We start from the raw sequence: 25,326 nt of genomic DNA, 5'->3' as shown, positions 1-25,326 counted from the left end.
GGTTCTTCGGACATCCGGTGGGGGTGACGGCTCGCCGGTGAGTCAGGTGCAGGGGTGAGGGGGTCGAGGTCCCCGAGGATCAGCAGCGACCAAGCAAACCGTCCCTGCGGAGACCTCGACCGTGTCCAACGCTACGGCGTGCTCGAGCGCGCCTTCTACCGACCCCTGTTCGCGATGTGACGTGCTGCTGGGCCTGGACGTCGTTCAGGTCGAGGCCGTCGAACGATCACCGACGTTGCTGACGGTGACGGTCTCTTCCCCGCCCGGTCTGATGGGGTGCCCGCGGTGCGGCGTCGTCGCCGTCGGCCGGGGCCGCAAGATCCGGGTGCTGCACGACGTGCCGGGCGAGGTGCCCGTCGTGCTGCGGTGGCGGCAGCGGACCTGGCGGTGCCCGGACCCCGGCTGCCCGGTCGGGTCGTTCACCGAGCAGCTGCCCGACCTGGTCCCCGCCCGCGGGTCGCTGACGTGCCGGGCGGTGACCTGGGCCATCGCCCAGCTGCGCCGCGAGCACGCCTGCGTGTCGGGTCTGGCGCGCCGGCTCGCGGTGGCGTGGAAGACGTTGTGGCGCGCGGTCCGGCCGCGGCTGCAGGCCCGGGCCGAGGACCCGGCACGGTTCACCGGCGTCACCTCTCTGGGCGTCGACGAGCACATCTGGCATCACGGCGACACCCGCCGACGTGGGCCCAAGGAGCTCACCGGGATGGTCGACCTGACCCGCCATCAGGACGAACACGGACGGTGGCGGGTCCGTGCCCGCCTGCTGGACCTGGTCCCGGGCCGGTCCAAGAAGGCCTACGCCGACTGGCTCACCGACCGCGGAGCCACCTTCCGCGACGGGGTCCAGGTCGCCGCGCTAGACCCCTTCGGCGGCTACAAGGCCGCCCTGGACGCCGAGCTCGCCGACGCGGTCGCCGTGCTGGACGCGTTTCACGTCGTCAAGCTCGGCACCCAGGTCGTCGACGAAGTCCGCCGCCGCGTCCAGCAGGCCACGACCGGGCACCGCGGCCGCAAGGGCGACCCCCTGTACGGCATCCAGACCCTCCTGCGCGCCGGCGCCGAGAACCTGACCGACAAGCAGCTGCACCGCCTCGAGGTCGCGATCACCGCCGATGACGCCCACGAGGAGGTCTACATCGCCTGGCGGTGCGCCCAGGACCTGCGCGCGGCCTACCGCACCAAGGACACCGCCGAGGGACGGCGCCGCGCCGAGAAGATCCTGGCCTCGTTCCACACCTGCCCCATCGCCGAGGTCGCCCGCCTGGGACGGACCCTGCGCCGCTGGCAACAAGCGTTTCTGGCCTACTTCACCACCGACCGCGCCAACAACGGCGGCACCGAAGCCGTGAACGGCATCATCGAACTCCACCGCCGCATCGCCCGCGGCTACCGCAACCGCGACAACTACCGACTCCGCATGCTCCTCGCCGCCGGCGGCCTCAACGCCTGAACCCCACCAGATGTCCGAAGAGCCAGGAAACGGGCCGGCGCGCCCGTGCCCGGCACCCGGGTGACGAGGGCGTGGGCGCCCACCGCGGCGTCGACGACGGTGCCCGCGACCGGTGTCGTCGCCACCGCCTGCGCCACCACCCCCAGGGCGAGGGCCAGGGGCCGGCGCCGGTGCGTGACCCCCCGCGGCACGGCACCCCCGCTCACCCCCAGCACCTCGTGGTGCACGCGCTCGAGGTGGGAGCGGTGGGCTCCCGTCTCGAAGCACTCCCGCCGCCAGGCCGCCATCCCGCGCTCGAACAGGTGCTCGGCGTGCAGCCCCCGGTCGAAGACGCCCCGGTAGCCGGCGGCGAGGGCGCGCATGCCGAAGTCGCGGTCCTCCTGCCGGCGGTAGACCTCGTCGCCCGGGGTCGCGAGCCCGATCCGCAGCGCGGCGTCCCGGCGCAGCGAGAAGTGGCCGGCCCAGAAGTGCAGCAGCACGTCGTCGCCCGCCTCCCACCCGGCGCTCGCGGCCGCGTAGGCGCGGGCGTACATCTCGGCGACCGCGCGCCGCTCGCGGGGCACGCGCCGGGGGTCGTTGGGCATGTGCCCGACGAGCACGAGGCACGGGTCGTCGGCCCGCGCGTGCGCGGCGGCGTGCGCGCCGGGCAGCCCGGGACCGGGGAGGACGTCGTCGTCGAGCAGGAGCAGGAGGTCGCCCGTCGCCTCCTCCGCACCGCGCTGCCGCGCCGCGGCGAGCCCGCGGTTCGGCTGCAGGACCGGACGGACGCGGGGGTCGGCGGCGCGCGCCCGGGCGAGCAGCTCCGCGGTGCCGTCCGTGGAGCCGTCGACGACGACGACGAGCTCGTGCAGCGCGGGGTCCGCGAGCAGGGGACGGAGCACCCGGGGGAGGAGGTCGCGGCGCTGGTAGGTGGGGACGACGACCGACACGGCCGGGCCTCGCGACGAGCGCGGCATGCGACCTCCATCGGACCCGTGGGCTCCCCCTGGGTCCCACGCTAGCCGTGAGCGCGGGACCCGGCGCCTCACGTCACCCTGCCGCCGCCGTCCATGACCCGTCCGGGTGACCTCGTAGGCTCGTCCTGTGGCGACGTTCTCCTCCCTGCAGCAGCAGCACGTCCTGGCCGCCCTCGCCGAGCACGCGCGGCTGGGCGCGGACGACTTCGCGTCGACCTACGGGTTCGGTGCCCCTTCGGGCTACGCCGTCGTGCACGAGGGGGAGCGGTACGACGCCGTCGCCGTGCTGGGTGTCGCGCACCGGTACGCCACCGGACGCCTCGCGACGCCCGAGGAGGTGACCAACGGGCTGCCGACGGCCCTCGCGATCCTCCGCCGACGGGGCTTCGAGGTCGCCGAACCCGCCCTGGCCGCCCGTCCCGCCGCCGCCGTGACCCGGTCCGCCCCCGCGCGCCGCACGGCCGGCACCCGCACGCCCGGCACCCGCACGTCCGGCACCCGGACGGCGGCCCCGTCGCCCGCACGCCGGGCGGCGACCGAGCGGGTGGCCGCCATCTGCCCGACGTGCGCCATGACGCTCCCCGCCACCGGCATCTGCGACGACTGCGGCTGACGCACCGGTTCGTCGTCCGCTGTTCGTTCGTCGTCCGCTGTTCACCTGCGCGACCTGGGCGGCGACGTCCGGGGCGGCCAGGATCGTCTCCGTGCTCGTCGTGCTCTGGCTCGCCGCCGCCTCCGTGGGGACCCTCGCGGTCGTCGAGGTCCGCGGCACGCTCGCGCTGCTGGGCGCGTGCGTCACGGCCGTCGTCGCCTGTGCCGCCTGGGCGCTCGTCGCGCCGGCCCCGACCGCGCTCGTCGCCCTGGCATCGGCCACGGGGCTCGCCGTGGCGTGCGTCTGGCAGCTGCACGCGCTGGCGTCCGCCGCGCCGGTGCCCGACGAGGTGCTCAGCCCCGTCCTCTGAGCGTCGGCCGGTCCTCGGGCCGCGCCGACGGGACCGTCGTCCCCCGACCGGCGGACGCACCGCCGAGCGGTTGCCCGCCGCCGCCCGCACCACCACTGTGGTCCCGCACGCGACCACCGCCGGTGGCGCACGCCGGCCCCACGGCCGGGCCGCACGGGGAGGGGCAGCCGCGATGGGCGACGGGACAGGTACGAGCACGACGAGCCAGGACGTACGGACCGGTGACGCCACGGCCGGCCCGCTGCGCACCGCCGTCGTGTACAACCCCGTCCGCGTCGAGGGCCTCGACGAGCGCCGCCGCGTCGTCGAGGAGGCCCTGGCTGCCGCGGGCTGGCCCGCGCCCCGCTGGATCGAGACGACCGAGGACGACCCCGGCGCCGGGCAGGCTCGGCAGGCCGTCGCGGACGGCGCCCAGGTGGTCTTCGCGTGCGGCGGCGACGGGACCGTCCGGTCCTGCATCGAAGGCCTCGCCGGCGGCCCCGGCGCGCTGGCCGTGCTGCCCGCGGGCACGGGCAACCTGCTGGCGACGAACCTCGGGCTGCCCGACGACCCCGCCGCCGGCGTACGGGTCGTCGTCGAGCGCGGCCGCCGCCGTATCGACGTCGGGTACGTCGACGGGCAGGCCTTCGCCGTGATGGCCGGGATCGGCTTCGACGCCGCGCTGCTCGACGACGCGTCGACGCAGCTCAAGGCCCGCTTCGGCCCGGCCGCCTACGTGGTGTCCGCGCTCAAGCACCTGCGCCGGCACCGCATCGACGTCCGCATCGAGCTCGACGACCGACCGCCGATGCGCCGGCGCGTCCGTTCCGTCGTCGTGGGGAACGTGGGACGGCTGCAGGGCGGGGTGCTGCTCCTCGCGGACGCGGAGCCCGACAACGGGCAGATGGAGGTCGCGGTCCTGGCGCCGCGCACGCTGGGCGACTGGGCCGGTACGGCGTGGGGCGTGGCCCGGCGGCGGAAGCACGTGCCGCACCTGGAGACGTTCCGCGCCTCGCACGTCCGGGTGGTGGCGACCGAGCCGCACCGGCGCCAGCTCGACGGCGACGTCATCGAGCGCGGCCGCGTGCTCGAGGTGAGCATCAGCCCCGCGGCGCTGGACCTGTGCGTGCCGCAGCCCGAGCGGAGCGAGGACCTCAGCGAGGGGTCCGAGCGCCTGTAGGACGGGCCGGCTCGTCGCACCACCCGTGCACGCGTCCGGTGCACGGCCCGCCCGTGCGCGTCGCATGGCACAGTGGGCGGGCATGGAGCTGGATCTGCAGGGCAGGGTCGTCCTCGTGACCGGTGCGGGCCGCGGCATCGGCCGCGCGGTCGCGGAGACCTTCCTGCGGGAACGGGCGCTCGTCGTCGCCACGGACGTCGACGCCGCGGCCGTCGGGTGGGCCGAGCCGGCGGCGGCGGACGCGGGCACCACGTCGCTGGCCCTGGCCTGCGACGTCCGGTCGGACGCCTCCGTGCAGGCCGCGGTCGACGCCGCGCTCGAGCGCTTCGGCCGCGTCGACGTGCTCGTGAACAACGCCGGGGTGCTCGGCGAGGGGCTCGTCGAGGAGGTCGACGCCTCGACGTGGACCACCGTGCTCGACGTCAACGTCACCGGCACGGTCCGCACGTGCCGGGCGGTCATGCCGGCGATGAAGCGCCAGGGCGGCGGCCGCATCCTCAACGCGGCGTCGTTCGCCGCGATCGTCCCGAGCGTGGGCAGCGCGGCGTACGCGGCGTCGAAGGCCGCCGTCGTGCAGCTCACCCGCGTCCTCGCCGGAGAGCTCGGCCCGTGGGGCGTCACCGTCAACGCCTACGCGCCCGGCATGGTGCCGACGGAGCTCAACGGCTTCCGCGAGAAGGACCAGGCCACCCAGGACCGGCTCCTGGACACGCTGACGCTGCGGCGGTGGGGCGAGCCGCAGGAGGTCTGCGACCTGCTGTGCTTCCTCGCCAGCGACGCGGCGCGCTACATCACCGGCACCCTCGTCGACGTGAGCGGCGGCAAGCTCGCCACCCAGCTCCCCCAGCGCGCCTACGAGATCGCGGGGCTGCGCTGATGGCGGACGCGCGGGTGCTGTGGGTCACCGGTGCCGGCAGCGGCATGGGCCGGGCGGCGGCCGTCGCGTGCGCCGGCGGACGCCGCGTCGCGCTCAGCGGCCGGCGCCAGGACCGGCTGGAGGAGACGGCGCGGCTCGTGGAGAGCGCCGGCGGCGAGGCGCTGGTGCTGCCGCTGGACGCGCGGGACGGCGACGCCGTCGCCCGTGCGCACGCCACCCTGCGGTCGGCGTGGGGCCGGGTGGACGACGTGGTCCTCTCGGCGGGTCTCAACACGCCGCGCCGCACGTGGGCCGACCAGTCGACCGACGAGGTGCGCGCGGTCCTCGACACGAACCTCACCGCCGCCGTCCTGGTGGTCGACGCCGTGCTGCCCGACCTGCGCGTCGCGGGCGGGCAGGTCGTCGTCGTGTCGTCGTACTCGGCCTGGCGCTTCACGCCCTACGCCGGAGTGGCCTACAGCGCGAGCAAGAGCGCCCTGCGCGCGCTGTGCCAGACGCTCAACGCGCAGGAGGCCGCGCACGGCGTCCGTGCCTGCCACCTGTGCCCGGGCGACGTGGACACGGAGTTCCTCGCCCTGCGTCCGCAGGTCCCCGACGAGTCGGCGCGGTCCGTCATGCTCCGGCCGGAGGACGTGGGGCGTGCCGTGGCCTTCGTGCTCGCGTCGCCTCCCGGGGTCCGCGTCGACGAGCTCGTCATCAGCCCCGTCGCGCAGGTCTGACCCCTGCCCGGGTGGTCGCGTCGCCCGGTCGGCAGTCGTTCCGCACCGCGGACGTCCCCGCCCCGGGGCGCCACGACCCGTGACTTCGCGGCCCGTGAGGAGGCCGGCTGCCGGTCCGCCCCGCCGCAGGCGGACCCGGTCGACGGACCCGGCGACCGGTCGGCGCGTCGGTGATCCCGCGGCGGCGGTCGGCCGGGCACGGGTAGGCCTCGGCGGCTGCACCAGCGCGGGCAGGGGAGTCGTGAGCGCCCTGTGTCGGTCCGGAGGGGCTGCTGCGGGCGGCGACGGGTGCAGCGGCCCTGCTCCCTACGCTCCCCGGATGACCTCCTCACCGTTCGACGCGGTCCCGGGCGCCGGTCCTCGGCGGAGCAGGCGGGAACACCCGCGGGCAGCGGAGTCCTTGCGTGTGGGCGCCGTGCTCGGCGCCGCCCTCGCCGTCGGCCTGGCGCTCGTCGGGGAACGGCTGCCCACCGTCGTCCTGGGTTCGTGGGTGCTACGGCCCGAGGTGCCGGCCCTCACCCTGGCCGTCCTGGTCCCGGTGGCGTCCGCGGTCGCCTCGGCACTGGCCCCGCTGCGCAGCTGGGTGCCGCGGGCGCTGCTGGCGGTGGTGGTGGCGGTGGCATGGGCGTCCGCCGGGTGGGTCGCGTTCCTGGGGTGGGCGGCGTGCTGGAGCGTGCCGGAGCCCGCCGGACCCGGCGGGTGCCGGGTCGTCGTCAAGGAGATCTCCTTCCTGCTACTCGGCGGCGGCGACGTGTTCGTGCTGGCGCCCGGGCAGCGGGTCCTGGACGATCCGCAGACGACGTACGGGGCGGACGACGGGTACCCGCCGATCGCCGCGGGGACCTACTCGCTGCGCTGGGAGGGCGACACCGCTCGTCTCCGGCTGTGGAGCGCCTACCCGCAGGGTGCACCCATCACCGATCAGCCCGACCCGCTCACCTGTCCGGGGCCGTGACGGCACGTCGATGCACGTCGATGCTCCGGCTGATGTGCCCCGAGTGGGATTCGAACCCACACTGGATCGGGTTTGAGCCGAACGCCTCTGCCGTTGGGCTATCGGGGCCGGCCAGCAACGATACCGGCGCCCGGCCGTGCCCCGCGGAGCGCCGGGACCGGTGTGGCCCGCGCCGCACCGCGGGCCGCGGCCGGGCACCACTACGATGTCCGCGTGAGCAGCGAGAAGAACCCGGACGTCGTGGTCGACGTCAAGCCGTCGGCCGGCCCCGCCCCCGAGGCGCCCGCGACCGGCACCCGTCCGAAGCGCCGCGCCGTCGTCGCGGAGGACGAGGCCCTCATCCGCATGGACGTCGTGGAGACGCTGCGTGAGGCGGGCTTCGACGTCGTCGGGGAGGCGGGCGACGGCGAGCAGGCGGTGGCCCTCGTCACCGAGCTCAAGCCCGACGTCGTCGTCATGGACGTCAAGATGCCCAACCTCGACGGCATCTCCGCCGCCGAGCGCATCGGCAAGGCGCACCTGGCCCCGGTCGTGCTGCTGACGGCCTTCTCGCAGACGGAGCTCGTCGAGCGGGCGCGGGACGCGGGCGCGATGGCGTACGTCATCAAGCCGTTCAGCCCGGCCGACCTCCTTCCGGCCGTCGAGATCGCGATCTCGCGCTACGCGCAGATCACCGCGCTGGAGTCCGAGGTCGCGGACCTCGCCGAGCGCTTCGAGACCCGCAAGCGCGTGGACCGCGCCAAGGGCCTCCTCATGACGAAGATGGGGCTGACGGAGCCGGAGGCGTTCCGCTGGATCCAGAAGACGTCGATGGACCGCCGCCTCACGATGCGCGAGGTCGCGGACGCCGTCATCGACCAGGTCGGCGGCGCCGCCTGACGGTCGGGACCGCGTCGGTCGCGGCCGACCGGTCACCCGGCCGGGTGAAATGTCCGCTTGAGGTGTGACAGCGGTGGACGGCGCTGGTCGGTGGTGGCCGCGCTCGGTCATCATCGTCAGCGCCGACGTCCTGCAGGGGGCAGGGACGCCAGTCCAGGTCCAGCCACGTGCTCTGACGGAGGTGCTGCGTGCGTCCCGCCCCGGTGGTGCTCCCTGTCCGGTCCGAGGACCTCGACGACGTCGTCCGCCTCGCCCTCGCGGGGCGTGAGGAGGCCGCCGGCGCGCAGGTGTGCACCGGTGACCCCGACCGGCTGCGTGCCCAGCTCGGGGCGTACCTCGGCTCACCGGGCGGTCGCGGGCTGGTCGTGAGCGTCGACGGGCACCCCCTGGGGATGCTGCTCGCGCGCGTGGTGGGGCCGTCCCCCTTCTCGGACGCCGTCGTCCTCGAGGTCGAGACCATCTACGTCGCGGCGGAGGCGCGCCGGCGCGGTCTCGGGCACGCGCTCATGGCCGGGGCGGCGGACGTGGCGGCCGCCAGCGGGGCCACCGAGGTGTTCTGCGCCGGGCTGCCCGGCGCCCGCAGCATGCAGCGGTTCCTCGCCCGGCTCGGCTTCTCGCCCGCGGCCGGGCACCGCGTGGCGACGACGGGCGTGCTGCAGCGGCGGCTCGCGCAGGACGCCCTGGCCGTCCCGACGGGCGCCGGCAACCGCCACACGCGGCTGCTCGGCGTCCTGGAGGCCCGCCGTCAGGCGCGCGCGTCGAGGAGCATGCAGGTCAGCCTCCCCGTCGCGACCCTGCGCCCGGACGCGTCCTCCACCGTCACCTCGTAGGTCGCCAGCGTCCCGCCGCGGTGCACGGCCGTCGCCGTGCCCGTGACCACGCCCTCCGACGCCGAGCGGTGGTGGGTCACCGACAGCTCGATGCCGACCGCCCGCCGCCCGGCGCCCGCGTGCTCCTGCGCGGCCAGCGAGCCGACGGTCTCGACGAGGACGCCCGACGCCCCTCCGTGCAGCAACCCGTGGGGCTGGGTGTTGCCGGCGACGGGCATCGTCGCCACCGCGCGGTCCGGCGCCACCTCGCGCACCTCGATGCCCATGCGCTCGATCAGCGTGCCCCTCGTGGTCGGGCTCGTCGCCGATCTGGTCGTCGGGCCGGTCGTCGGGCCGGTCGTCGTGCTGGTCGTGGGGCCGGGCGTCGTGCCCTCGGGCAGGGGGGCGGGGACGGCAGCAGGGGCGGTGTCGGACATGGCGGCTAGGTTGGCACCCGTGACCGACGCACCCCCCTCCGCCGCGCTGAGCGACCCGCAGACGGACCCGCTGACGCCCTCTGCCGACGCCCCTGCCGACGGGACGGCGCCGACGCCGGGGTCGGCCGGACGGCTCCTCCTCATCGACGGCCACTCCATGGCGTACCGCGCCTTCTTCGCCCTGCCGGTCGACAAGTTCGCCACGTCGACGGGGCAGCCGACGAACGCGGTCTTCGGCTTCGTCTCGATGCTCGCCAACCTGCTGCGCGACGAGGAGCCGACGCACGTGGCCGTCGCCTTCGACGCCGGCCGGTCGACCTTCCGCACGGAGGAGTACGCGGAGTACAAGGGCACGCGCAACGCCACGCCGGAGCCGTTCCGCGGCCAGGTCGCCGTCGTCGAGCGGCTGCTGGAGACCATGCACATCCCGGTCCTCAAGAAGCCCGGCGTCGAGGCGGACGACGTCCTCGCCACGCTGGCCGGGCAGGCGGCCGCCGCCGGGCTGGAGGTGCTCGTCTGCACGGGGGACCGCGACGCCTTCCAGCTCGTCCGGCCGCACGTGACCGTGCTGTACCCGATCCGCGGGGTGTCCGAGCTGACGCGCATGACGCCGGAGGCGGTGGAGGCCAAGTACGGCGTCCCGCCCGAGCGCTACCCGGACCTCGCGGCCCTCGTGGGGGAGACGAGTGACAACCTGCCGGGCGTGCCGGGTGTCGGGCCGAAGACCGCGGCGAAGTGGATCGTCCAGCACGACGGGCTCGAGGGGGTGCTCGCAGCGGCGGGCTCCCTCAGCGGCAAGGCGGGTGAGTCCCTGCGGGCGAACGCGGACCAGGTGGCCCTGAACCGTCGGCTGAACGCGCTGCTGACCGACGTCGAGCTGCCGCTCGGACCGCAGGACCTCGCCGTGCGGCCGTGGGACCGCCAGGCGCTGCACGAGCTGCTGGACGAGCTCGAGTTCCGCACGCTGCGCGACCGCCTGTTCGCCATGCTGCCGACGGAGGGCGACGCGGCCGTCGAGGCCACGGTGGCCGCGCTGGAGCTCGTCGAGACGGGCGCGGGGGAGCTCGGGGCGTGGCTGGCGGAGCGCCGGGGCGACGTGCTCGGCCTCGACGTGCGGGGCAGCGGGGCACCGGCCGGCGGCGACGCCTGGGGCGTGGCCATCGCGGACGACGCCGGCCGCGCGGTCGCCTACGACCTGTCCGCGCTCGACCCGGCGGACGAGGACGCGCTCGTGGCCTGGCTGGGGGACGACGCGAGCCCCAAGTCGGTCCATGCGTCGAAGACGGCCTGGCACGCGCTGGCGGGCCGCGGCATCGACCTGCGCGGCGTCACCTTCGACACGGAGCTCGCGGCCTACCTCTGCCAGCCGGACCGCCGCGCGTACGACCTCCCGGACCTCGCGGTCGGCTACCTGCGGCGCGAGCTGACGGCGCAGGAGGAGGGCGCCCAGGGCGCCCTCGACCTCGAGCTCGACGGCGTGGGGGAGGGGCGCCGCGCCGCCGTGCGGGCCTCGGCCGTGCGCGACCTGGTGGAGGCCCTGGGCGACGAGCTCGCCGCCCGCGGCGTGAGCCGGCTCTTGACGGAGGTCGAGCTGCCGCTCGTCGGGGTGCTCGCCCGGCTCGAGCGCACGGGCATCGCGGTCGACGGGGAGCTGCTGGCCGAGCTGGAGGCGTCGTTCGACGGGCACGTGCGCGCCGCCGCCGCCGACGCCTACGCCGTGATCGGCCGGGAGGTGAACCTCGGCTCGCCCAAGCAGCTGCAGGAGGTCCTCTTCGACCAGCTCGACATGCCCCGGACCAAGCGCAACAAGACCGGGTACACCACCGACGCGGCGGCGCTGACGGACCTGTTCGCGCGCACGCAGCACCCGTTCCTCGAGCACCTGCTGGCCCACCGCGACGCGATCCGCCTGCGGCAGGTCGTCGAGGGGCTGCGCCGGTCGGTGGCTGCCGACGGCCGGATCCACTCGACCTTCCAGCAGACCATCGCGGCGACGGGCCGGCTCTCCTCGACCGACCCCAACCTGCAGAACATCCCCATCCGCACCGACGCGGGCCGGCAGATCCGCCGCGCCTTCGTCGTCGGGCCGGGGTACGAGACGCTGATGACCGCGGACTACTCGCAGATCGAGATGCGGATCATGGCGCACCTGTCCGGCGACGAGGGGCTCATCGCGGCCTTCCGCTCGGGCGAGGACCTGCACTCCTACGTCGGCTCGCGGGTGTTCTCGGTGCCCACCGACGAGGTGACGCCGGCGATGCGCTCGAAGATCAAGGCGATGAGCTACGGCCTGGCCTACGGGCTGTCGGCGTACGGGCTCTCGCAGCAGCTGTCGATCCCGGCGTCCGAGGCGTCGGCCCTCATGACCGACTACTTCTCGCGGTTCGGCGGCGTGCGCGAGTACCTCGACGGGGTCGTCGACCAGGCGCGCGCCACGGGCTACACCGCCACGCTGCTCGGCCGGCGTCGCTACCTGCCCGACCTCACGAGCGACAACCGCGTGCGCCGCGACGCCGCGGAGCGCATGGCCCTCAACGCGCCGATCCAGGGCAGTGCGGCCGACCTCATCAAGCTCGCGATGCTCGGGGTCGACCGCGAGCTGGCCGCGCGGGGGCTGGGCTCCCGCATCCTGCTGCAGGTGCACGACGAGCTCGTCGTCGAGGTCGCGCCGGGCGAGCGGGAGGACGTCGAGGCGCTGCTGCGCGAGCAGATGGCGGGTGCCGGGGAGCACCTGCCCGACGGCCCGCTCGACGTGCCCCTCGACGTGTCCGTCGGCATCGGGACGAGCTGGCACGCCGCCGGTCACTGAGGCCGGGGGCGGGCGCGGGCCGGGCGTCCGCGGGTCGGTGGGCCGCGCAAGGGGTCGGCGGGTCGCCCGGGGGTCAGCCGGGCAGGCGGCAGCAGAAGATGGCCGTGCCGGGCAGGGACGCGCGCTGCGGCCCCCACCCGCCCCAGACCCGGTCGTGCCCAGCCGGCCACTCGGGCTCGACGAGGGCCTCCAGCACGAAGCCGGCAGCCACGAGGAGCCCGACGTGGTCGCCGACCGTGCGGTGGTACTCGGCGTAGAGCACCGTGCCGTCCTCCGCGGTCTCCACGTACGGGCGCCGGTCGAAGTACGAGCGCGCGACGGTCAGCCCGGCGGCCGTCGGGACGTCGGGGAACGCCCAGCGCACCGGGTGCGTCACCGAGAACACCCACCGCCCGCCGGGTCGCAGGACGCGCGCCACCTCCGCATGCACCCGGTCCGGGTCGGGCACGAAGGGCAGCGCGCCGTACGCCGTGAAGGCCACGTCGACGCCACCGTCGGCGAACGGCAGCGCCCGCGCGTCGGCCTGCACGAGCGGGGGACCGCCGTCGCCGGGCGCGTCGAGGCGCCGACCGGCCCGCAGCATCCCGGCGGAGACGTCGGTGGCGACGGCTCGCGCACCCCGCGCCCGCAGCCACCGCGACCCCTGCGCCGCGCCCGCGCCCACCTCGAGGACGACGGCGCCCGCGACGTCGCCGAGCAGGTGCGCGTCGGACTCGCGCAGCCCCTCGGGGCACCACAGCAGGTCCGCCGACCCGAGGAACTCGCCGTGCTCGGCCAGGTACTCCTCCGCGTTGGCGTCCCACCACCCGCGCGCGGCCGCGCCCCCGGCGGCGTCGGGGACGGACCGGTAGCCGGCCTCGGCGAGCGGCGGCAGGGCGGGCGGGTGGCTCTCGTCGGGCACGCGCCCATCCTGACGTGCGGAGACGGACCGGGTCCGGCGCCGGAGGGCGGACGGACCGGACGAAGGTTGCGATTCGGTCACAGTCGTCGCCGCACCACGACACAGGTACCACCGCGTAACGATTCCGTGACGCGCTGCCCCTAGGGTCGGCCCCCTGCGACCGGCGGCCCGTGCCCGCCGGCGCCCGACGAGAGGTGGAGCAGGTGAAGTCCCAGTGGAAGGCCGCGGCCGGCCTCCTGGCGGTGGGCATGGTCCTCGCCGCGTGCGCGGAGAGCGACCGCGACTCCGCCGACGGCGCGACCGCCGGTGCGGCGGCCGGTGAGGGCCGCGACACGTTCATCTTCGCCGCGTCGTCCGACCCCGCGTCGCTCGACCCCGCGTTCGCCAGCGACGGCGAGTCGTTCCGCGTCGCCCGGCAGATCTTCGAGGGCCTCGTGGGCGTCGAGCCCGGCACGGCCGACCCGGCGCCGCTCCTGGCGGAGTCGTGGGAGGTCAGCGACGACGGCCTGGACTACACGTTCACGCTGAAGGAGGGCGTGCAGTTCCACGACGGCACGCCGTTCGACGCGGACGCCGTGTGCTTCAACTTCGACCGGTGGAACAACTTCACCGGCATCCTGCAGGCCGAGTCCCTGTCGTACTACTGGGGCAAGGTCAACGGCGGCTTCGCGACGAGCGACGTCCCCGAGCTCAACGGCACGGGCAAGTACGAGTCGTGCGCGGCGCCCGACGCCGCAACCGCGGTGATCCACCTCAAGTCGCCGCTGCCGGAGCTCGTCGCCGCGCTGTCCCTGCCCGCGCTGTCGATGCAGTCGCCGACCGCGCTGACCGAGTACGAGGCCGACGCCGTCAGCGGCGAGGCCGACGCGCCCGTCCTGCCCGAGTACGCCACGGCGCACCCCACCGGCACGGGCCCGTTCGTGTTCGAGTCCTGGAGCCCGGGCGAGGAGGTCGTGCTCACGGCCAACGAGGACTACTGGGGCGAGCAGGGCCAGGTCCGCCGCATCGTCTTCCCGATCATCTCCGACGCCACCGCCCGCCGGCAGGCGCTGCAGGCCGGGGACATCGACGGCTACGACCTCGTCGGGCCGGCGGACGTCGCCGCGCTCGAGGAGGAGGGGTACCAGATCGTCAACCGCGACCCCTTCAACGTCCTGTACCTCGGCATGAACCAGGCCGACCCGGACCTCGCCGACATCCGCGTCCGGCAGGCGATCGCGCACGCGATCGACAAGGAGGCGCTCGTCGCGCAGACCCTCCCCGAGGGCACGGAGGTGGCGACGAACTTCGTCCCGCCGTCGGTCGCGGGCTGGAACGACGAGGTCACGACCTACGAGTACGACCCCGACCGTGCGCAGGAGCTGCTCGCCGAGGCCGGCAAGTCCGACCTGACGATCGACTTCAACTACCCGACGAACGTGTCGCGGCCCTACATGCCCACGCCGGAGCAGACGTTCACGGCCATCGCGGCGGACCTCGAGGCCGTCGGCATCACCGTCAACCCCGTGCCGCAGCCGTGGAGCCCGGACTACCTCGACACCATCCAGGGCGGCACGGAGCACGGCCTGCACCTGCTGGGCTGGACCGGCGACTACAACGACACGTACAACTTCATCGGCGTGTTCTTCGGCGGCCCGTCCAACGAGTGGGGCTTCGACAACCCCGAGCTGTTCCAGCAGATCGGCGACGCGCGCTACCAGGCGGACGTCGACGAGCAGACCGCGGCCTACGAGGCGGCCAACGCGGCGATCATGGACTTCCTGCCGGGCATCCCGCTCGCGCACCCGGTCCCGTCGCTGGCGTTCAAGCCCGACGTCCAGGGCTACCCCGCGTCGCCCGTGCAGGACGAGGTCTACAACGTCGTCACGCTGGGGGACTGAGCCGCAGCGATGGTCAGGCTGATCCTGCGGCGTCTGGCGCTGCTCGTCCCGACGCTGCTCGGGCTGTCCGTCCTGCTGTTCGCGTGGGTGCGTGCTCTCCCGGGAGGTCCGGCGACGGCCCTCCTGGGGGAGCGCGCCACCCCCGAGGCGGTGGAGCGCATCAACGCGCTCTACGGCTTCGACCGGCCGATCGTCGAGCAGTACGTGCGCTACCTCGGCCAGCTCGTGACGGGGAACTTCGGCGTCTCGACCCGCACGGGCCGGCCGGTGCTCGAGGAGTTCGCCTCGCGCTTCCCGGCGACGGTCGAGCTGACCGTCCTGGCGCTGCTCCTCGCGGTCGCGGTCGCGATCCCGCTCGGCTACCTCGCCGCGCGGCACCAGGGCCGCACCCTCGACCACCTCACGGTGGTCGCGTCGCTGCTCGGAGTGACGGTCCCCGTGTTCTTCCTCGCGTTCCTGCTCAAGTACGCCTTCGCGGTCGAGCTCGGGTGGTTCCCGTCGTCGGGCCGCCAGGACCCGGCGATGATCGCGACGCACCCCACCGGCCTGTACGTCCTCGACGGGCTGCTCACGCGGGAGTGGGACGCGAGCTGGGACGCCCTCGTCCACCTGGTCCTGCCGGCGCTGGCCCTCGGGTCGATCCCGCTGGCCGTCATCGCCCGGATCACCCGCGCGTCGGTCATCGACGTGCAGTCGGCGGACTACGTGCGCACCGCGCGCGCCAAGGGCCTCCTGCCGCGCCACGTGCGCGACCGGGTCGTGCTGCGCAACGCGCTGCTGCCGGTCTCGACGACGATCGGCCTGCAGGTGGGGCTGCTGCTGTCGGGGGCGGTGCTCACCGAGACGGTATTCGCCTTCCCGGGCATCGGGTCCTTCCTGGCCGAGGCCGTCTTCAACCTCGACTACGCCGTCCTGCAGGGCTTCATCCTCATCATCGCGGTGGTGTACGCGCTCGTGAACCTCCTCGTCGACGTCTCGTACGGGCTCATCGACCCCCGGATCGCGCGATGAGCGCCGCCGAGGTGCACGAGGTCCTGCCCGCGGGTCCGGGGCCCGGGTCGCGGCCTTCCGGGGACGTGGCCGGCCAGTCGCTGTGGCGCGTGGCGTGGCGGCGGCTGCGCCGCAACCCCGGCGCCATCGCGGGCGCCGCGATCGTCGCCGTCTTCGTCCTCGTCGCGGTGCTCGCGCCGCTGCTGGCGCCCTACGACGCGGGCGCGCTGCCCGGCCGCGCGGAGGTGCGGCCCACGCTCATCCCCGGGCCGTCCGACGCGTACCCGCTCGGGCTGGACCGCTACGGCGCCGACCTGCTGTCCCAGCTCATCTGGGGTGCGCGGGCGTCCCTGCTCATCGGCGTGCTGTCCACCGTGCTGGGGCTGCTGGGCGGGATGCTGCTCGGGGTCCTCGCCGGCGGCGTCGGCGGCTGGGTGGACTCCGTCATCATGCGGCTCGTCGACCTCATGCTGTCCGTGCCGAGCCTGCTGCTCGCGGTCTCCATCGCCGCCGTCGCCGGGCAGACGCCGACGTCGGTCGTCGTCGCCATCGGCGTCGTGCAGGTGCCGATCTTCGCGCGGCTGCTGCGCGGGTCGATGCTCGCGCAGCGCGGGCAGGACTACGTGCTCGCCGCGAGCTCGCTGGGGCTCAGCCGACGGACGGTGACGATGACGCACGTGCTGCCCAACAGCGTCTCGCCCGTCATCGTGCAGGGCACCCTCATGCTGGCCACGGCCGTCATCGAGGCCGCGGCGCTGTCGTTCCTGGGCCTGGGCGGCGGCTCCCCGACGACGGCCGAGTGGGGGCGCATGCTCACCGCCGCGCAGGCCGAGCTCGAGATCGCCCCCCGGCTGGCGCTGTGGCCCGGTGCCTGCATCGCCGTGACCGCGCTCGGCTTCACCCTGTTCGGCGAGGCGCTGCGCGAGGCCCTCGACCCGCGCCAGAGGAGGCGTTGATGAGCGAGGCACCGCTGCTGAGCATCCGGGACCTCGAGGTCTCCTTCCGCACGGACGCGGGGACGACGACGGCCGTGCGCGGCGTGTCGTTCGACGTCCGCGCCGGCGAGACCGTGGCCGTCGTCGGGGAGTCGGGTTCGGGCAAGTCCACCACCGCGGCCGCGGTCATCGGCCTGCTGGCGGGCAACGGCCGCGTCACCGGCGGGCAGATCCTCCTCGACGGGGTGGACCTGGCGGCGCTGCCGCCGACCGAGCTCGCACGCCTGCGCGGCTCGCGCATCGGCATGGTCCCGCAGGACCCCATGTCGAACCTCAACCCGGTGCGCCTCGTCGGGCGGCAGGTCGACGAGACGCTCGTCGACAACGAGGTCGTGCCCGCGGGCCGGGCCCGCGCGCGCACGGTCGAGCTGCTGGAGGAGGCGGGACTCCCCGACGCCGGGCGCCGTGCGCGGCAGTACCCGCACGAGTTCTCCGGCGGCATGCGCCAACGGGCGCTCATCGCGATGGGACTGGCGGCGCGGCCGGCCCTGCTCATCGCCGACGAGCCGACGTCCGCGCTGGACGTCACCGTGCAGCGCACGATCCTCGACAACCTCACCGAGCTCACCCGGTCCCTCGGGGTGGCGGTCCTCCTCATCACCCACGACCTCGGCCTCGCGGCCGAGCGGGCGCAGCGCGTCGTCGTCATGTACGGCGGCGAGGTCGTCGAGCAGGGGCCGTCGGAGGCGCTCCTCCGCGCGCCGCAGCACCCTTACACGCGCCGGCTGCTGGCGGCGGCGCCGTCGCTGGCCTCGCGCCGCATCGAGCTGGCCAAGCAGGGCGTCCTCGGTGCCGACGCGGTGGCGGCCGACCTCCTGGCGACGACGGCGGGCGAGCACGGCCACGGCGCCGCCGCACCGGCCGGCGCCGCGGCGGGTGCGCGTGCCGACGTCGCGGCCCGAGGTGGCGTCGGGACGCCCCTCGTCGAGGTCGAGCACGTGTCCAAGGTCTTCTCGCTGCGGGGCAAGGGCCTGCTCGCGCGGTCGCAGCCGTTCACCGCGGTCGACGACGTGTCGTTCGTCGTGCCCCGCGGGCGCACGGTCGCGGTCGTGGGGGAGTCGGGCTCCGGCAAGTCGACGGTGGCGCGGATGATCCTCGGCCTGCTGACGCCGTCGTCGGGCCGGATCCGGTTCGATGGCGAGGAGGTGGCCTCCGGGGACCGTGTCGACCGGGCCGCCCAGGTGCGGTTCCGCCGCCGGGTGCAGCCGATCTTCCAGGACCCCTACGCCTCGCTCGACCCGCTGTACACGATCTACCGGACGATCGAGGAGCCGCTGCGCGTCCACCGCGTCGGGGACGCGGCGGCCCGGCGCGACCGCGTGCACGCCCTCATGGACGACGTGGCCCTGCCGCACGACCTGCTGCGCCGGTACCCCGGCGAGCTGTCGGGCGGGCAGCGCCAGCGCGTCGCCATCGCCCGCGCGCTCGCCCTGGAGCCCGAGCTCGTCGTCTGCGACGAGGCCGTGTCGGCGCTCGACGTCGTCGTGCAGTCCCAGGTGCTGCACCTGCTGGCCGACCTGCAGGCGCGGCTCGGGCTGTCGTACCTGTTCATCAGCCACGACCTCGCGGTCGTGCGGCAGGTGGCCGACGAGGTGTGCGTCATGCAGGGCGGGCGCGTGGTGGAGCGGGGGAGCGTCGACGACGTGTTCGAGCGCCCGGCGACGGACTACACGCGCTCCCTGCTCGCCGCGATCCCCGGGCGGGGGCTGCAGCTCGGCGCCGGCGGGGACGCGGCGTAGCCCTGCAGCGGTCGTCGCGCCGCGCGTCGCCCTGCCGCGTCCTGCCGTGCCCTGCCGCGTCCTGTCGCGCTCGTCGTCCCCCGTCCCGCGCCGGCGCGGCCCGTGTACCACGGCGTCGGCGCAGGTCCGGCGGCCGAACGGCCCGGACGGGGGACGGCTGCGCGGCTACTGTCTCCGGTGTGCGCATCGGTCTCCTCACGGGTGGCGGCGACGTCCCCGGTCTCAACGCCGCCATCCGTGCCGTCGTCAAGCGGGGGGAGGGCACGCACGGCCACAGCCTCATCGGCTTCCGCAACGGCTGGCGGGGCGTCGTCGACGGCGACGTCGTGCCCCTCGGCCGGCCGCAGATCCGCAACGTCCTGCCCGTGGGCGGGACGCTGCTGGGCACGGCCCGCTACCACCCGCACGCCGACGACGGCGGCATCGACGCGGTGCTGGCGACGCTGGAGGCCGAGCGCATCGACGCCCTCATCTGCATCGGCGGCGACGGCACCCTGCATGCCGCCAGCAAGGTCGCCGAGGCGGGCGTCCGCATCGTCGCCATCCCGAAGACCATCGACAACGACGTGTGGGGCACGGACCGGTCCATCGGCTTCGACACCGCCGTCACGATCGCCACGGAGGCGCTCGACCGGGTGCACACCACGGCCGAGAGCCACAACCGCGTGATGATCGTCGAGGTCATGGGCCGGCACGCGGGCTGGATCGCGGTCGAGGCGGGCATCGCCGGCGGCGCCGAGCTCGTCCTCGTGCCGGAGGCCCCGTTCGACATCGAGAAGGTGGTGCGGTTCCTCAAGCACCGCCACCGCGCCCACGCGAGCTTCTCCATCGTCGTCGTCGCCGAGGGCGCCGTGCCGGCCGAGGGCACCGCCATGCACTACCGCACGGAGGTCGGCCGGTTCGGCGAGATCGTGGCCGGGGCCATCGGCGAGCGGCTCAAGACCGAGATCGCGGAGCGGACCGGGTTCGACACCCGCGTGACCGTTCTCGGGCACGTGCAGCGCGGCGGCATCCCGACCGCGGCGGACCGGATCCTCGGCTCACGCCTCGGGGTGGCCGCCATCGACGCGGTCACGCGCGGCGAGACCGGCGTCATGGCGGCCGTGCAGGGCGAGCGCGTGGTCCTGCTGCCGCTCGGGGACGTGGCCGGCAAGGTCAAGCACGTGCCCGCCGACCTCATCGACGTCGCGGACACGCTCGCCTGAGGCGTCCCGCGCGCGACCTGCGCTTTGACCGTCCCTCCTGACCGCGGGTAGAGTGCCCGACGGTGTCGCGCGCCCTCGTCCCCCCGGCTCTGCCGGACGGGAGCCGGTCGGGACCTCCTGCGGAGGTCGGGGCCGGGCCGGGCACCACCGCGTCGCCCCCGTCTGGACCCTCCCGGCCGTGCGCCGGGTCGGCCCACCGTGCCGTCCGGCACCCCAGTCCCCGCCCGCACGATCATCCGTCCGCATCGGAGCCCACTACTACATGAGCATCTCCACCCCCGCGAAGCCCGCCACGCAGCAGATCGCGGTGAACGACATCGGTTCGGCAGAGGACTTCCTCGCCGCGATCGACGCGACCATCAAGTACTTCAACGATGGCGACATCGTCGAGGGCACCATCGTCAAGGTCGACCGCGACGAGGTCCTGCTCGACATCGGCTACAAGACCGAGGGCGTCATCCCCTCCCGCGAGCTGTCCATCAAGCACGACGTGGACCCCGGTGAGGTCGTCAAGGTCGGCGACGCGGTCGAGGCCCTCGTCCTCCAGAAGGAGGACAAGGAGGGTCGGCTGATCCTGTCCAAGAAGCGCGCCCAGTACGAGCGCGCCTGGGGCACGATCGAGAAGATCAAGGAGGAGGACGGCGTCGTCACCGGCACCGTCATCGAGGTGGTCAAGGGCGGCCTGATCCTCGACATCGGCCTGCGCGGCTTCCTCCCCGCCTCCCTCGTCGAGATGCGTCGCGTCCGCGACCTCCAGCCGTACGTCGGCAAGGAGATCGAGGCGAAGATCATCGAGCTCGACAAGAACCGCAACAACGTGGTCTTGTCGCGCCGTGCGTGGCTCGAGCAGACGCAGTCCGAGGTGCGCTCCACCTTCCTGCAGACGCTGCAGAAGGGCCAGGTGCGCCCCGGTGTCGTGTCCTCGATCGTCAACTTCGGCGCGTTCGTGGACCTGGGTGGCGTGGACGGGCTCGTGCACGTCTCCGAGCTGTCCTGGAAGCACATCGACCACCCGTCCGAGGTCGTCGAGGTCGGCCAGGAGGTCACGGTCGAGGTGCTCGACGTCGACTTCGACCGCGAGCGGGTCTCCCTGTCGCTGAAGGCGACGCAGGAGGACCCGTGGCAGGCGTTCGCCCGGACGCACGCGATCGGCCAGGTCGTGCCCGGCAAGGTCACGAAGCTCGTCCCCTTCGGCGCGTTCGTGCGCGTGGAGGACGGCATCGAGGGCCTCGTGCACATCTCGGAGCTGGCCGTGCGCCACGTCGAGATCCCGGAGCAGGTCGTGCAGGTCGGCGACGACGTCTTCGTCAAGGTCATCGACATCGACCTCGAGCGTCGCCGCATCTCGCTCTCGCTCAAGCAGGCCAACGAGGGCTTCGACCCGGCCTCGGAGGACTTCGACCCCGCGCTCTACGGCATGGCGGCGGAGTACGACGAGCAGGGCAACTACAAGTACCCCGAGGGCTTCGACCCGACGACGAACGAGTGGCTCGAGGGCTTCGAGACGCAGCGTGAGGCGTGGGAGGCCGAGTACGCCAAGGCGCACGAGCGCTGGGAGGCGCACCGCAAGCAGGTCTCCGAGGCGGCGCGCGCCGACGCCGAGGCGGCCAACGGCGGCGGCACGACGTCCACCGCGTCGGCCGGTGCCGGCGAGCCGGTGCCGTCGACGTACTCCTCGTCCTCCGAGGAGGTCACGGGCACCCTGGCGTCCGACGAGGCGCTGGCGGCCCTCCGCGAGAAGCTCACCTCGAACTGAGCACCGCGCACCGCTGAGCCGCCCGGCTCGGCACGCACGGCCCGACGGGCCGGTCACCCCTGCGGGTGGCCGGCCCGTCGGCGTCCCCGGCAGGATGAGGGCGTGCAGCGCATCGGTCTGACGGGCGGCATCGCCGCCGGCAAGTCCACGGCGTCGGCGCGGCTCGCCGAGCTCGGGGCCGTCGTCGTCGACGCCGACCGGCTGGCCCGCGAGGTGGTCGCCCCCGGGACGGCGGGGCTCGACGCGGTCGTGGCGGCGCTGGGCCCCGAGGTCCTCGCGGCGGACGGGTCCCTCGACCGTCCGGCGGTGGCGCGCCTGGTCTTCGCCGACGACGACGCGCGGCGGCGGCTGGAGGCGGTGGTGCACCCGGCCGTCCGTCGGCGGGCGGCCGAGCTCGAGGCGGCGGCCGCCGCGGCCGACCCCGGCGCGGTCGTGGTCCACGACATCCCGCTGCTCGTCGAGACGGGCCGGACCGGGGAGTTCGGGACGGTGGTCGTCGTGCACGCGCCGGCGGCCCTGCGCCGGGAGCGGCTGCGGGCGCGCGGGCTCGACGAGGCGGCCGCCGCCGCACGGATCGCGGCGCAGGCCGACGACGACGCGCGGCTGGCCGTCGCGGACGTCGTGCTCGACGGGTCCGGGACGCCGGACGCGCTGCGCGCTCAGGTGGACGCGCTCTGGGCCCGGATCGAGCGCGAGCGGGCGGACGAGGCCGACGCCGACGCGGCGCGCCGGTAGCGTCGGCCCCTGCCCCGGGTCCTGCTCACCGCCTTCGCCCCGTTCGACGGCCAGGCCGTCAACGCCTCCGCGCTCGCCGTCGAGGCGGTCGCCGCCGCGTGGACCGGGCCGGCGGAGCTCGTGATGCGCGTGCTGCCGGTGTCGTTCGCGCGGGCCCCGCGGGAGCTCGCCGACGCGGTGGCCGCCGCGGTGCCGGCGCTCGTCGTGGCCGTGGGCGAGGCGGGCGGGCGCGCCGCGGTCGGGGTGGAGCGGGTGGCCCTCAACCTCCTCGACGCCCGCATCCCCGACGAGGACGGTGCCACGCCGGTCGACGTGCCGGTGGACCCCGACGGCCCGGCGGCGCGCTTCTCCACGCTGCCGGTCAAGGCGTGCGTGGCGGCCGGCCGCGCGACGGGGGTGCCGACCGAGCTGTCGCTCACGGCGGGGACGTACGTGTGCAACGCCCTGGCGTACGCGCTCGGCGGGCTGCTGGAGAGCCGCGCGGAAGTCGACGGCGTGGCCGTGCGGGGCGGGTTCGTCCACGTCCCGCGCACCCCGGCGCAGGCGGGCCGCGGCGGTGCCGCGCTGGCCACCGAGGACGCCGCACGCGTCCTCGACGCCGTGGTGCGCACGGCGCTGGCCCGGGCGACGGACGACCGGCGGTCCGAGGGCGCCCTCGCCTGAGGAGTGCCCGTCCGAGCCGCACACCGGACCCGTGCGGCGGGTCCGGACCGCGCTGGCCCGAGGCCGGCCCTGAGACGCCGGCCACCGCCCGCCGTGCGTGTCGGTGGTGCGACGTACGGTTGGCGCATGCGCCCCGTGACCGACCTGCAGCGGACCGTGGCCCCCTTCCGGGTGGAGTCCGAGTACACCCCGTCGGGTGACCAGCCGACGGCCATCAAGGAGCTCGCCCGCCGGGTCGACGGGGGCGAGAAGGACGTCGTCCTGCTCGGCGCCACCGGGACGGGCAAGTCGGCGACGACCGCCTGGCTCATCGAGCAGGTGCAGCGCCCGACGCTCGTCATGGCGCCGAACAAGACGCTGGCCGCGCAGCTCGCCACGGAGTTCCGCGAGCTGCTGCCCCACAACGCGGTCGAGTACTTCGTCTCGTACTACGACTACTACCAGCCCGAGGCGTACATCGCGCAGACGGACACCTACATCGAGAAGGACTCCTCCATCAACGAGGAGGTGGAGCGGCTGCGCCACTCGGCGACGAGCTCGCTGCTCACCCGTCGCGACGTCGTGGTCGTCGCGACCGTGAGCTGCATCTACGGCCTGGGCACGCCGCAGGAGTACGTCGACCGCATGGTGACGCTGTCCGTCGGCGACGTGCTGGACCGGGACATGCTGCTGCGGCAGTTCGTCACCATGCAGTACACGCGCAACGACGTCGCCTTCACGCGCGGCACCTTCCGCGTCCGCGGGGACACGGTGGAGATCATCCCCGTGTACGAGGAGCTGGCGATCCGCATCGAGTTCTTCGGCGACGAGATCGAGTCGATCCAGACGCTGCACCCCCTCACGGGTGACGTCGTGCGCGGCGAGAAGCAGATCCACGTCTTCCCGGCGACGCACTACGTCGCCGGCCCCGAGCGCATGGAGCGTGCCATCGGCAGCATCGAGGCGGAGCTCGAGCAGCGCCTGGCCGAGCTCGAGCGGCAGAACAAGCTCCTCGAGGCGCAGCGGCTGCGCATGCGCACGACGTACGACATCGAGATGATGCGCCAGATCGGGTCCTGCTCGGGGATCGAGAACTACTCGCGGCACATCGACGGCCGCAGCCCCGGGTCCGCCCCGAACACCCTCATCGACTACTTCCCCGAGGACTTCCTCCTCGTCATCGACGAGTCGCACGTGACGGTCCCGCAGATCGGGGCCATGTACGAGGGGGACCGGTCGCGCAAGCGCGCCCTCGTCGACCACGGGTTCCGGCTGCCGAGCGCCATCGACAACCGGCCGCTGCGGTGGGAGGAGTTCGTCGAGCGCATCGGCCAGACGGTCTACCTGTCCGCCACGCCCGGCTCCTACGAGCTGTCGCAGGCCGACGGGGTCGTCGAGCAGATCATCCGGCCGACGGGCCTCGTCGACCCGCAGGTCGTCGTCAAGCCGACGAAGGGGCAGATCGACGACCTGCTCGGGGAGATCCGGGAGCGCGTCGACAAGGACGAGCGCGTCCTGGTGACCACGCTGACGAAGAAGATGGCTGAGGACCTCACGGACTACCTGCTGGAGAAGGGCGTCCGGGTGCGCTACCTGCACTCCGAGGTGGACACCCTGCGTCGGGTGGAGCTGCTCCGCGAGCTGCGCATGGGCGAGTACGACGTGCTGGTCGGCATCAACCTCCTGCGGGAGGGGCTCGACCTGCCGGAGGTGTCGCTCGTCGCGATCCTCGACGCGGACAAGGAGGGCTTCCTGCGCTCGGGGACGTCCCTCATCCAGACCATCGGGCGCGCCGCGCGCAACGTCTCGGGCCAGGTCCACATGTACGCCGACCGCATCACGGCGGGCATGCAGCAGGCCATCGAGGAGACGGACCGGCGGCGCGAGAAGCAGGTCGCCTACAACAAGGAGCGCGGGGTCGACCCGACGCCGCTGCGCAAGCGCATCAACGACATCACGGACCTGCTCGCGCGGGAGGACGCCGACACCGAGGCCCTGCTCGGCGGCGCCGGACGGCAGGCCAGCCGGGGCAAGGCGCCGGTCCCGGGCCTGGGCTCGAAGGACGCGCACCGCTCGGAGCGGACGCGCCTGTCGGGTGCGGCGGCGGGAGAGCTGGCGTCCCTCATCCACGACCTCAGCGACCAGATGCACGCCGCCGCGGCGGAGCTGCAGTTCGAGCTGGCCGCCCGGCTCCGCGACGAGATCTCGGGCCTGAAGAAGGAGCTGCGGCAGATGCAGGCGGCCACCGCCTGAGAGCCGGACTGGTCCGACGGGCGGCGGGGTGAGAGGACTCACCCCGCTCCCGGCGAGCCGGACCGGCGCCGGTCCCCTACGCTGTCCGGCGGAGGGGAGTACTCCCCGCGACGGACATCGTCATCACGGACGGCCAGGACGGCCGGCCCGGTGCCGTCGGCTCTGCCCACCCAGGGGCCGTGCGTGAGCGCACGTGCGGGTGTCGAGCGGAAGAGACCTCC

Annotated in this window: 22 protein-coding genes and 1 tRNA gene; 19 read left to right on the top strand and 4 right to left on the bottom strand. The window is 74.5% G+C overall.

Going from position 1 to position 25,326, the window contains the following annotated elements; all coding sequences use genetic code 11:
- Window positions 1–121 precede the first annotated feature (121 nt).
- Window positions 122–1,447, top strand: coding sequence for an ISL3 family transposase (locus BM048_RS14035; RefSeq protein WP_239079078.1), 1,326 nt, complete (start codon window positions 122–124; stop codon window positions 1,445–1,447).
- Here the strand turns inward: BM048_RS14035 and BM048_RS18275 are convergent.
- On the bottom strand, window positions 1,402–2,376 hold the full coding sequence (locus tag BM048_RS18275) for a glycosyltransferase (protein WP_217644269.1): 975 nt from the start codon (window positions 2,374–2,376) through the stop codon (window positions 1,402–1,404). The genes BM048_RS14035 and BM048_RS18275 overlap by 46 nt on opposite strands.
- Before the next feature lie 154 nt (window positions 2,377–2,530).
- Between BM048_RS18275 and BM048_RS14025 the strand changes: the two genes are divergently transcribed.
- The 6 genes from BM048_RS14025 to BM048_RS14000 all read left to right on the top strand — a co-directional run bounded on the left by BM048_RS14025 (window position 2,531) and on the right by BM048_RS14000 (window position 7,075).
- On the top strand, window positions 2,531–3,016 hold the full coding sequence (locus BM048_RS14025; RefSeq protein WP_090033977.1) for a ScoMcrA-related endonuclease: 486 nt from the start codon (window positions 2,531–2,533) through the stop codon (window positions 3,014–3,016).
- A gap of 91 nt (window positions 3,017–3,107) precedes the next feature.
- On the top strand, window positions 3,108–3,365 hold the full coding sequence (locus tag BM048_RS14020; RefSeq protein ID WP_090033975.1) for a hypothetical protein: 258 nt from the start codon (window positions 3,108–3,110) through the stop codon (window positions 3,363–3,365).
- Between the two features lie 172 nt (window positions 3,366–3,537).
- Window positions 3,538–4,524: a diacylglycerol/lipid kinase family protein gene (locus BM048_RS14015; RefSeq protein WP_090033974.1), complete on the top strand. Its 987-nt coding sequence runs from the start codon at window positions 3,538–3,540 to the stop codon at window positions 4,522–4,524.
- Window positions 4,525–4,606: 82 nt separating this feature from the next.
- On the top strand, window positions 4,607–5,401 hold the full coding sequence (locus BM048_RS14010; protein ID WP_090033973.1) for an SDR family NAD(P)-dependent oxidoreductase: 795 nt from the start codon (window positions 4,607–4,609) through the stop codon (window positions 5,399–5,401).
- Window positions 5,401–6,120 carry an SDR family oxidoreductase gene (locus tag BM048_RS14005; RefSeq protein WP_090033971.1) on the top strand — a complete coding sequence of 240 codons (720 nt, stop codon included), beginning with the start codon at window positions 5,401–5,403 and terminating at the stop codon, window positions 6,118–6,120. Before BM048_RS14010 ends, BM048_RS14005 begins: the two co-directional genes overlap by 1 nt.
- Before the next feature lie 406 nt (window positions 6,121–6,526).
- Window positions 6,527–7,075 (top strand): hypothetical protein, encoded by a 549-nt coding sequence (locus BM048_RS14000; protein WP_090033969.1) that lies wholly within the window; start codon window positions 6,527–6,529, stop codon window positions 7,073–7,075.
- A gap of 35 nt (window positions 7,076–7,110) precedes the next feature.
- Here BM048_RS14000 and BM048_RS13995 read toward each other — a convergent pair.
- A tRNA-Leu gene (locus BM048_RS13995) sits at window positions 7,111–7,183 on the bottom strand.
- A gap of 132 nt (window positions 7,184–7,315) precedes the next feature.
- Between BM048_RS13995 and BM048_RS13990 the strand changes: the two genes are divergently transcribed.
- On the top strand, window positions 7,316–7,954 hold the full coding sequence (locus BM048_RS13990; protein WP_090034008.1) for an ANTAR domain-containing response regulator: 639 nt from the start codon (window positions 7,316–7,318) through the stop codon (window positions 7,952–7,954).
- A 188-nt stretch (window positions 7,955–8,142) separates the two neighbouring features.
- Window positions 8,143–8,784 (top strand): GNAT family N-acetyltransferase, encoded by a 642-nt coding sequence (locus BM048_RS13985; RefSeq protein WP_239078869.1) that lies wholly within the window; start codon window positions 8,143–8,145, stop codon window positions 8,782–8,784.
- Here the strand turns inward: BM048_RS13985 and BM048_RS13980 are convergent.
- Complete coding sequence (locus tag BM048_RS13980) at window positions 8,700–9,200, bottom strand: PaaI family thioesterase (protein ID WP_090033968.1); 501 nt, start codon at window positions 9,198–9,200, stop codon at window positions 8,700–8,702. The two genes, BM048_RS13985 and BM048_RS13980, sit on opposite strands and share 85 nt — an antisense overlap.
- On the opposite strand from BM048_RS13980, the gene polA reads away from it, so the two are divergent.
- Window positions 9,199–12,009: a DNA polymerase I gene (gene polA, locus BM048_RS13975; RefSeq protein ID WP_090033967.1), complete on the top strand. Its 2,811-nt coding sequence runs from the start codon at window positions 9,199–9,201 to the stop codon at window positions 12,007–12,009. The two genes, BM048_RS13980 and polA, sit on opposite strands and share 2 nt — an antisense overlap.
- A 73-nt stretch (window positions 12,010–12,082) precedes the next feature.
- On the opposite strand, the gene BM048_RS13970 is transcribed toward polA, so the two are convergent.
- A complete protein-coding gene (locus BM048_RS13970; RefSeq protein WP_090033965.1) occupies window positions 12,083–12,910 on the bottom strand; it encodes a class I SAM-dependent methyltransferase in 828 nt (275 codons plus the stop codon).
- Window positions 12,911–13,158: 248 nt separating this feature from the next.
- Here BM048_RS13970 and BM048_RS13965 point away from each other — a divergent pair, with 248 nt between their 5' ends.
- From BM048_RS13965 to uvrB, 9 genes are all read left to right on the top strand, one after another.
- Window positions 13,159–14,790, top strand: a complete 1,632-nt coding sequence (locus BM048_RS13965; RefSeq protein WP_090034005.1) for an ABC transporter substrate-binding protein — start codon at window positions 13,159–13,161, stop codon at window positions 14,788–14,790.
- A gap of 9 nt (window positions 14,791–14,799) precedes the next feature.
- Window positions 14,800–15,801 (top strand): ABC transporter permease, encoded by a 1,002-nt coding sequence (locus BM048_RS13960; protein WP_090033964.1) that lies wholly within the window; start codon window positions 14,800–14,802, stop codon window positions 15,799–15,801.
- Window positions 15,798–16,736 (top strand): ABC transporter permease, encoded by a 939-nt coding sequence (locus BM048_RS13955; protein ID WP_090033962.1) that lies wholly within the window; start codon window positions 15,798–15,800, stop codon window positions 16,734–16,736. The genes BM048_RS13960 and BM048_RS13955 overlap by 4 nt, the downstream gene beginning before the upstream one ends.
- On the top strand, window positions 16,736–18,514 hold the full coding sequence (locus tag BM048_RS13950; RefSeq protein ID WP_090033960.1) for a dipeptide ABC transporter ATP-binding protein: 1,779 nt from the start codon (window positions 16,736–16,738) through the stop codon (window positions 18,512–18,514). The genes BM048_RS13955 and BM048_RS13950 overlap by 1 nt, the downstream gene beginning before the upstream one ends.
- Window positions 18,515–18,693: 179 nt before the next feature.
- Complete coding sequence (locus tag BM048_RS13945; protein ID WP_090033958.1) at window positions 18,694–19,719, top strand: 6-phosphofructokinase; 1,026 nt, start codon at window positions 18,694–18,696, stop codon at window positions 19,717–19,719.
- 262 nt (window positions 19,720–19,981) lie between these two features.
- The gene (gene rpsA, locus BM048_RS13940) at window positions 19,982–21,475 is read left to right on the top strand and encodes a 30S ribosomal protein S1 (RefSeq protein WP_090033957.1); all 1,494 of its coding nucleotides are present in this window, start codon (window positions 19,982–19,984) and stop codon (window positions 21,473–21,475) included.
- A 102-nt stretch (window positions 21,476–21,577) separates the two neighbouring features.
- Window positions 21,578–22,210, top strand: a complete 633-nt coding sequence (gene coaE / locus BM048_RS13935; RefSeq protein ID WP_090033955.1) for a dephospho-CoA kinase — start codon at window positions 21,578–21,580, stop codon at window positions 22,208–22,210.
- A gap of 9 nt (window positions 22,211–22,219) precedes the next feature.
- On the top strand, window positions 22,220–22,873 hold the full coding sequence (locus BM048_RS13930) for a pyroglutamyl-peptidase I (protein ID WP_090033954.1): 654 nt from the start codon (window positions 22,220–22,222) through the stop codon (window positions 22,871–22,873).
- Between the two features lie 126 nt (window positions 22,874–22,999).
- Window positions 23,000–25,105: an excinuclease ABC subunit UvrB gene (gene uvrB / locus BM048_RS13925; RefSeq protein WP_090033952.1), complete on the top strand. Its 2,106-nt coding sequence runs from the start codon at window positions 23,000–23,002 to the stop codon at window positions 25,103–25,105.
- Window positions 25,106–25,326 lie beyond the last annotated feature (221 nt).

It is taken from the genome of Cellulomonas marina (assembly GCF_900111925.1).
GTDB classification, from domain to species: domain Bacteria; phylum Actinomycetota; class Actinomycetes; order Actinomycetales; family Cellulomonadaceae; genus Cellulomonas; species Cellulomonas marina.
Note: the sequence above shows the minus strand (reverse complement) of the source record. Positions and strands in the feature narration are given on the sequence as shown.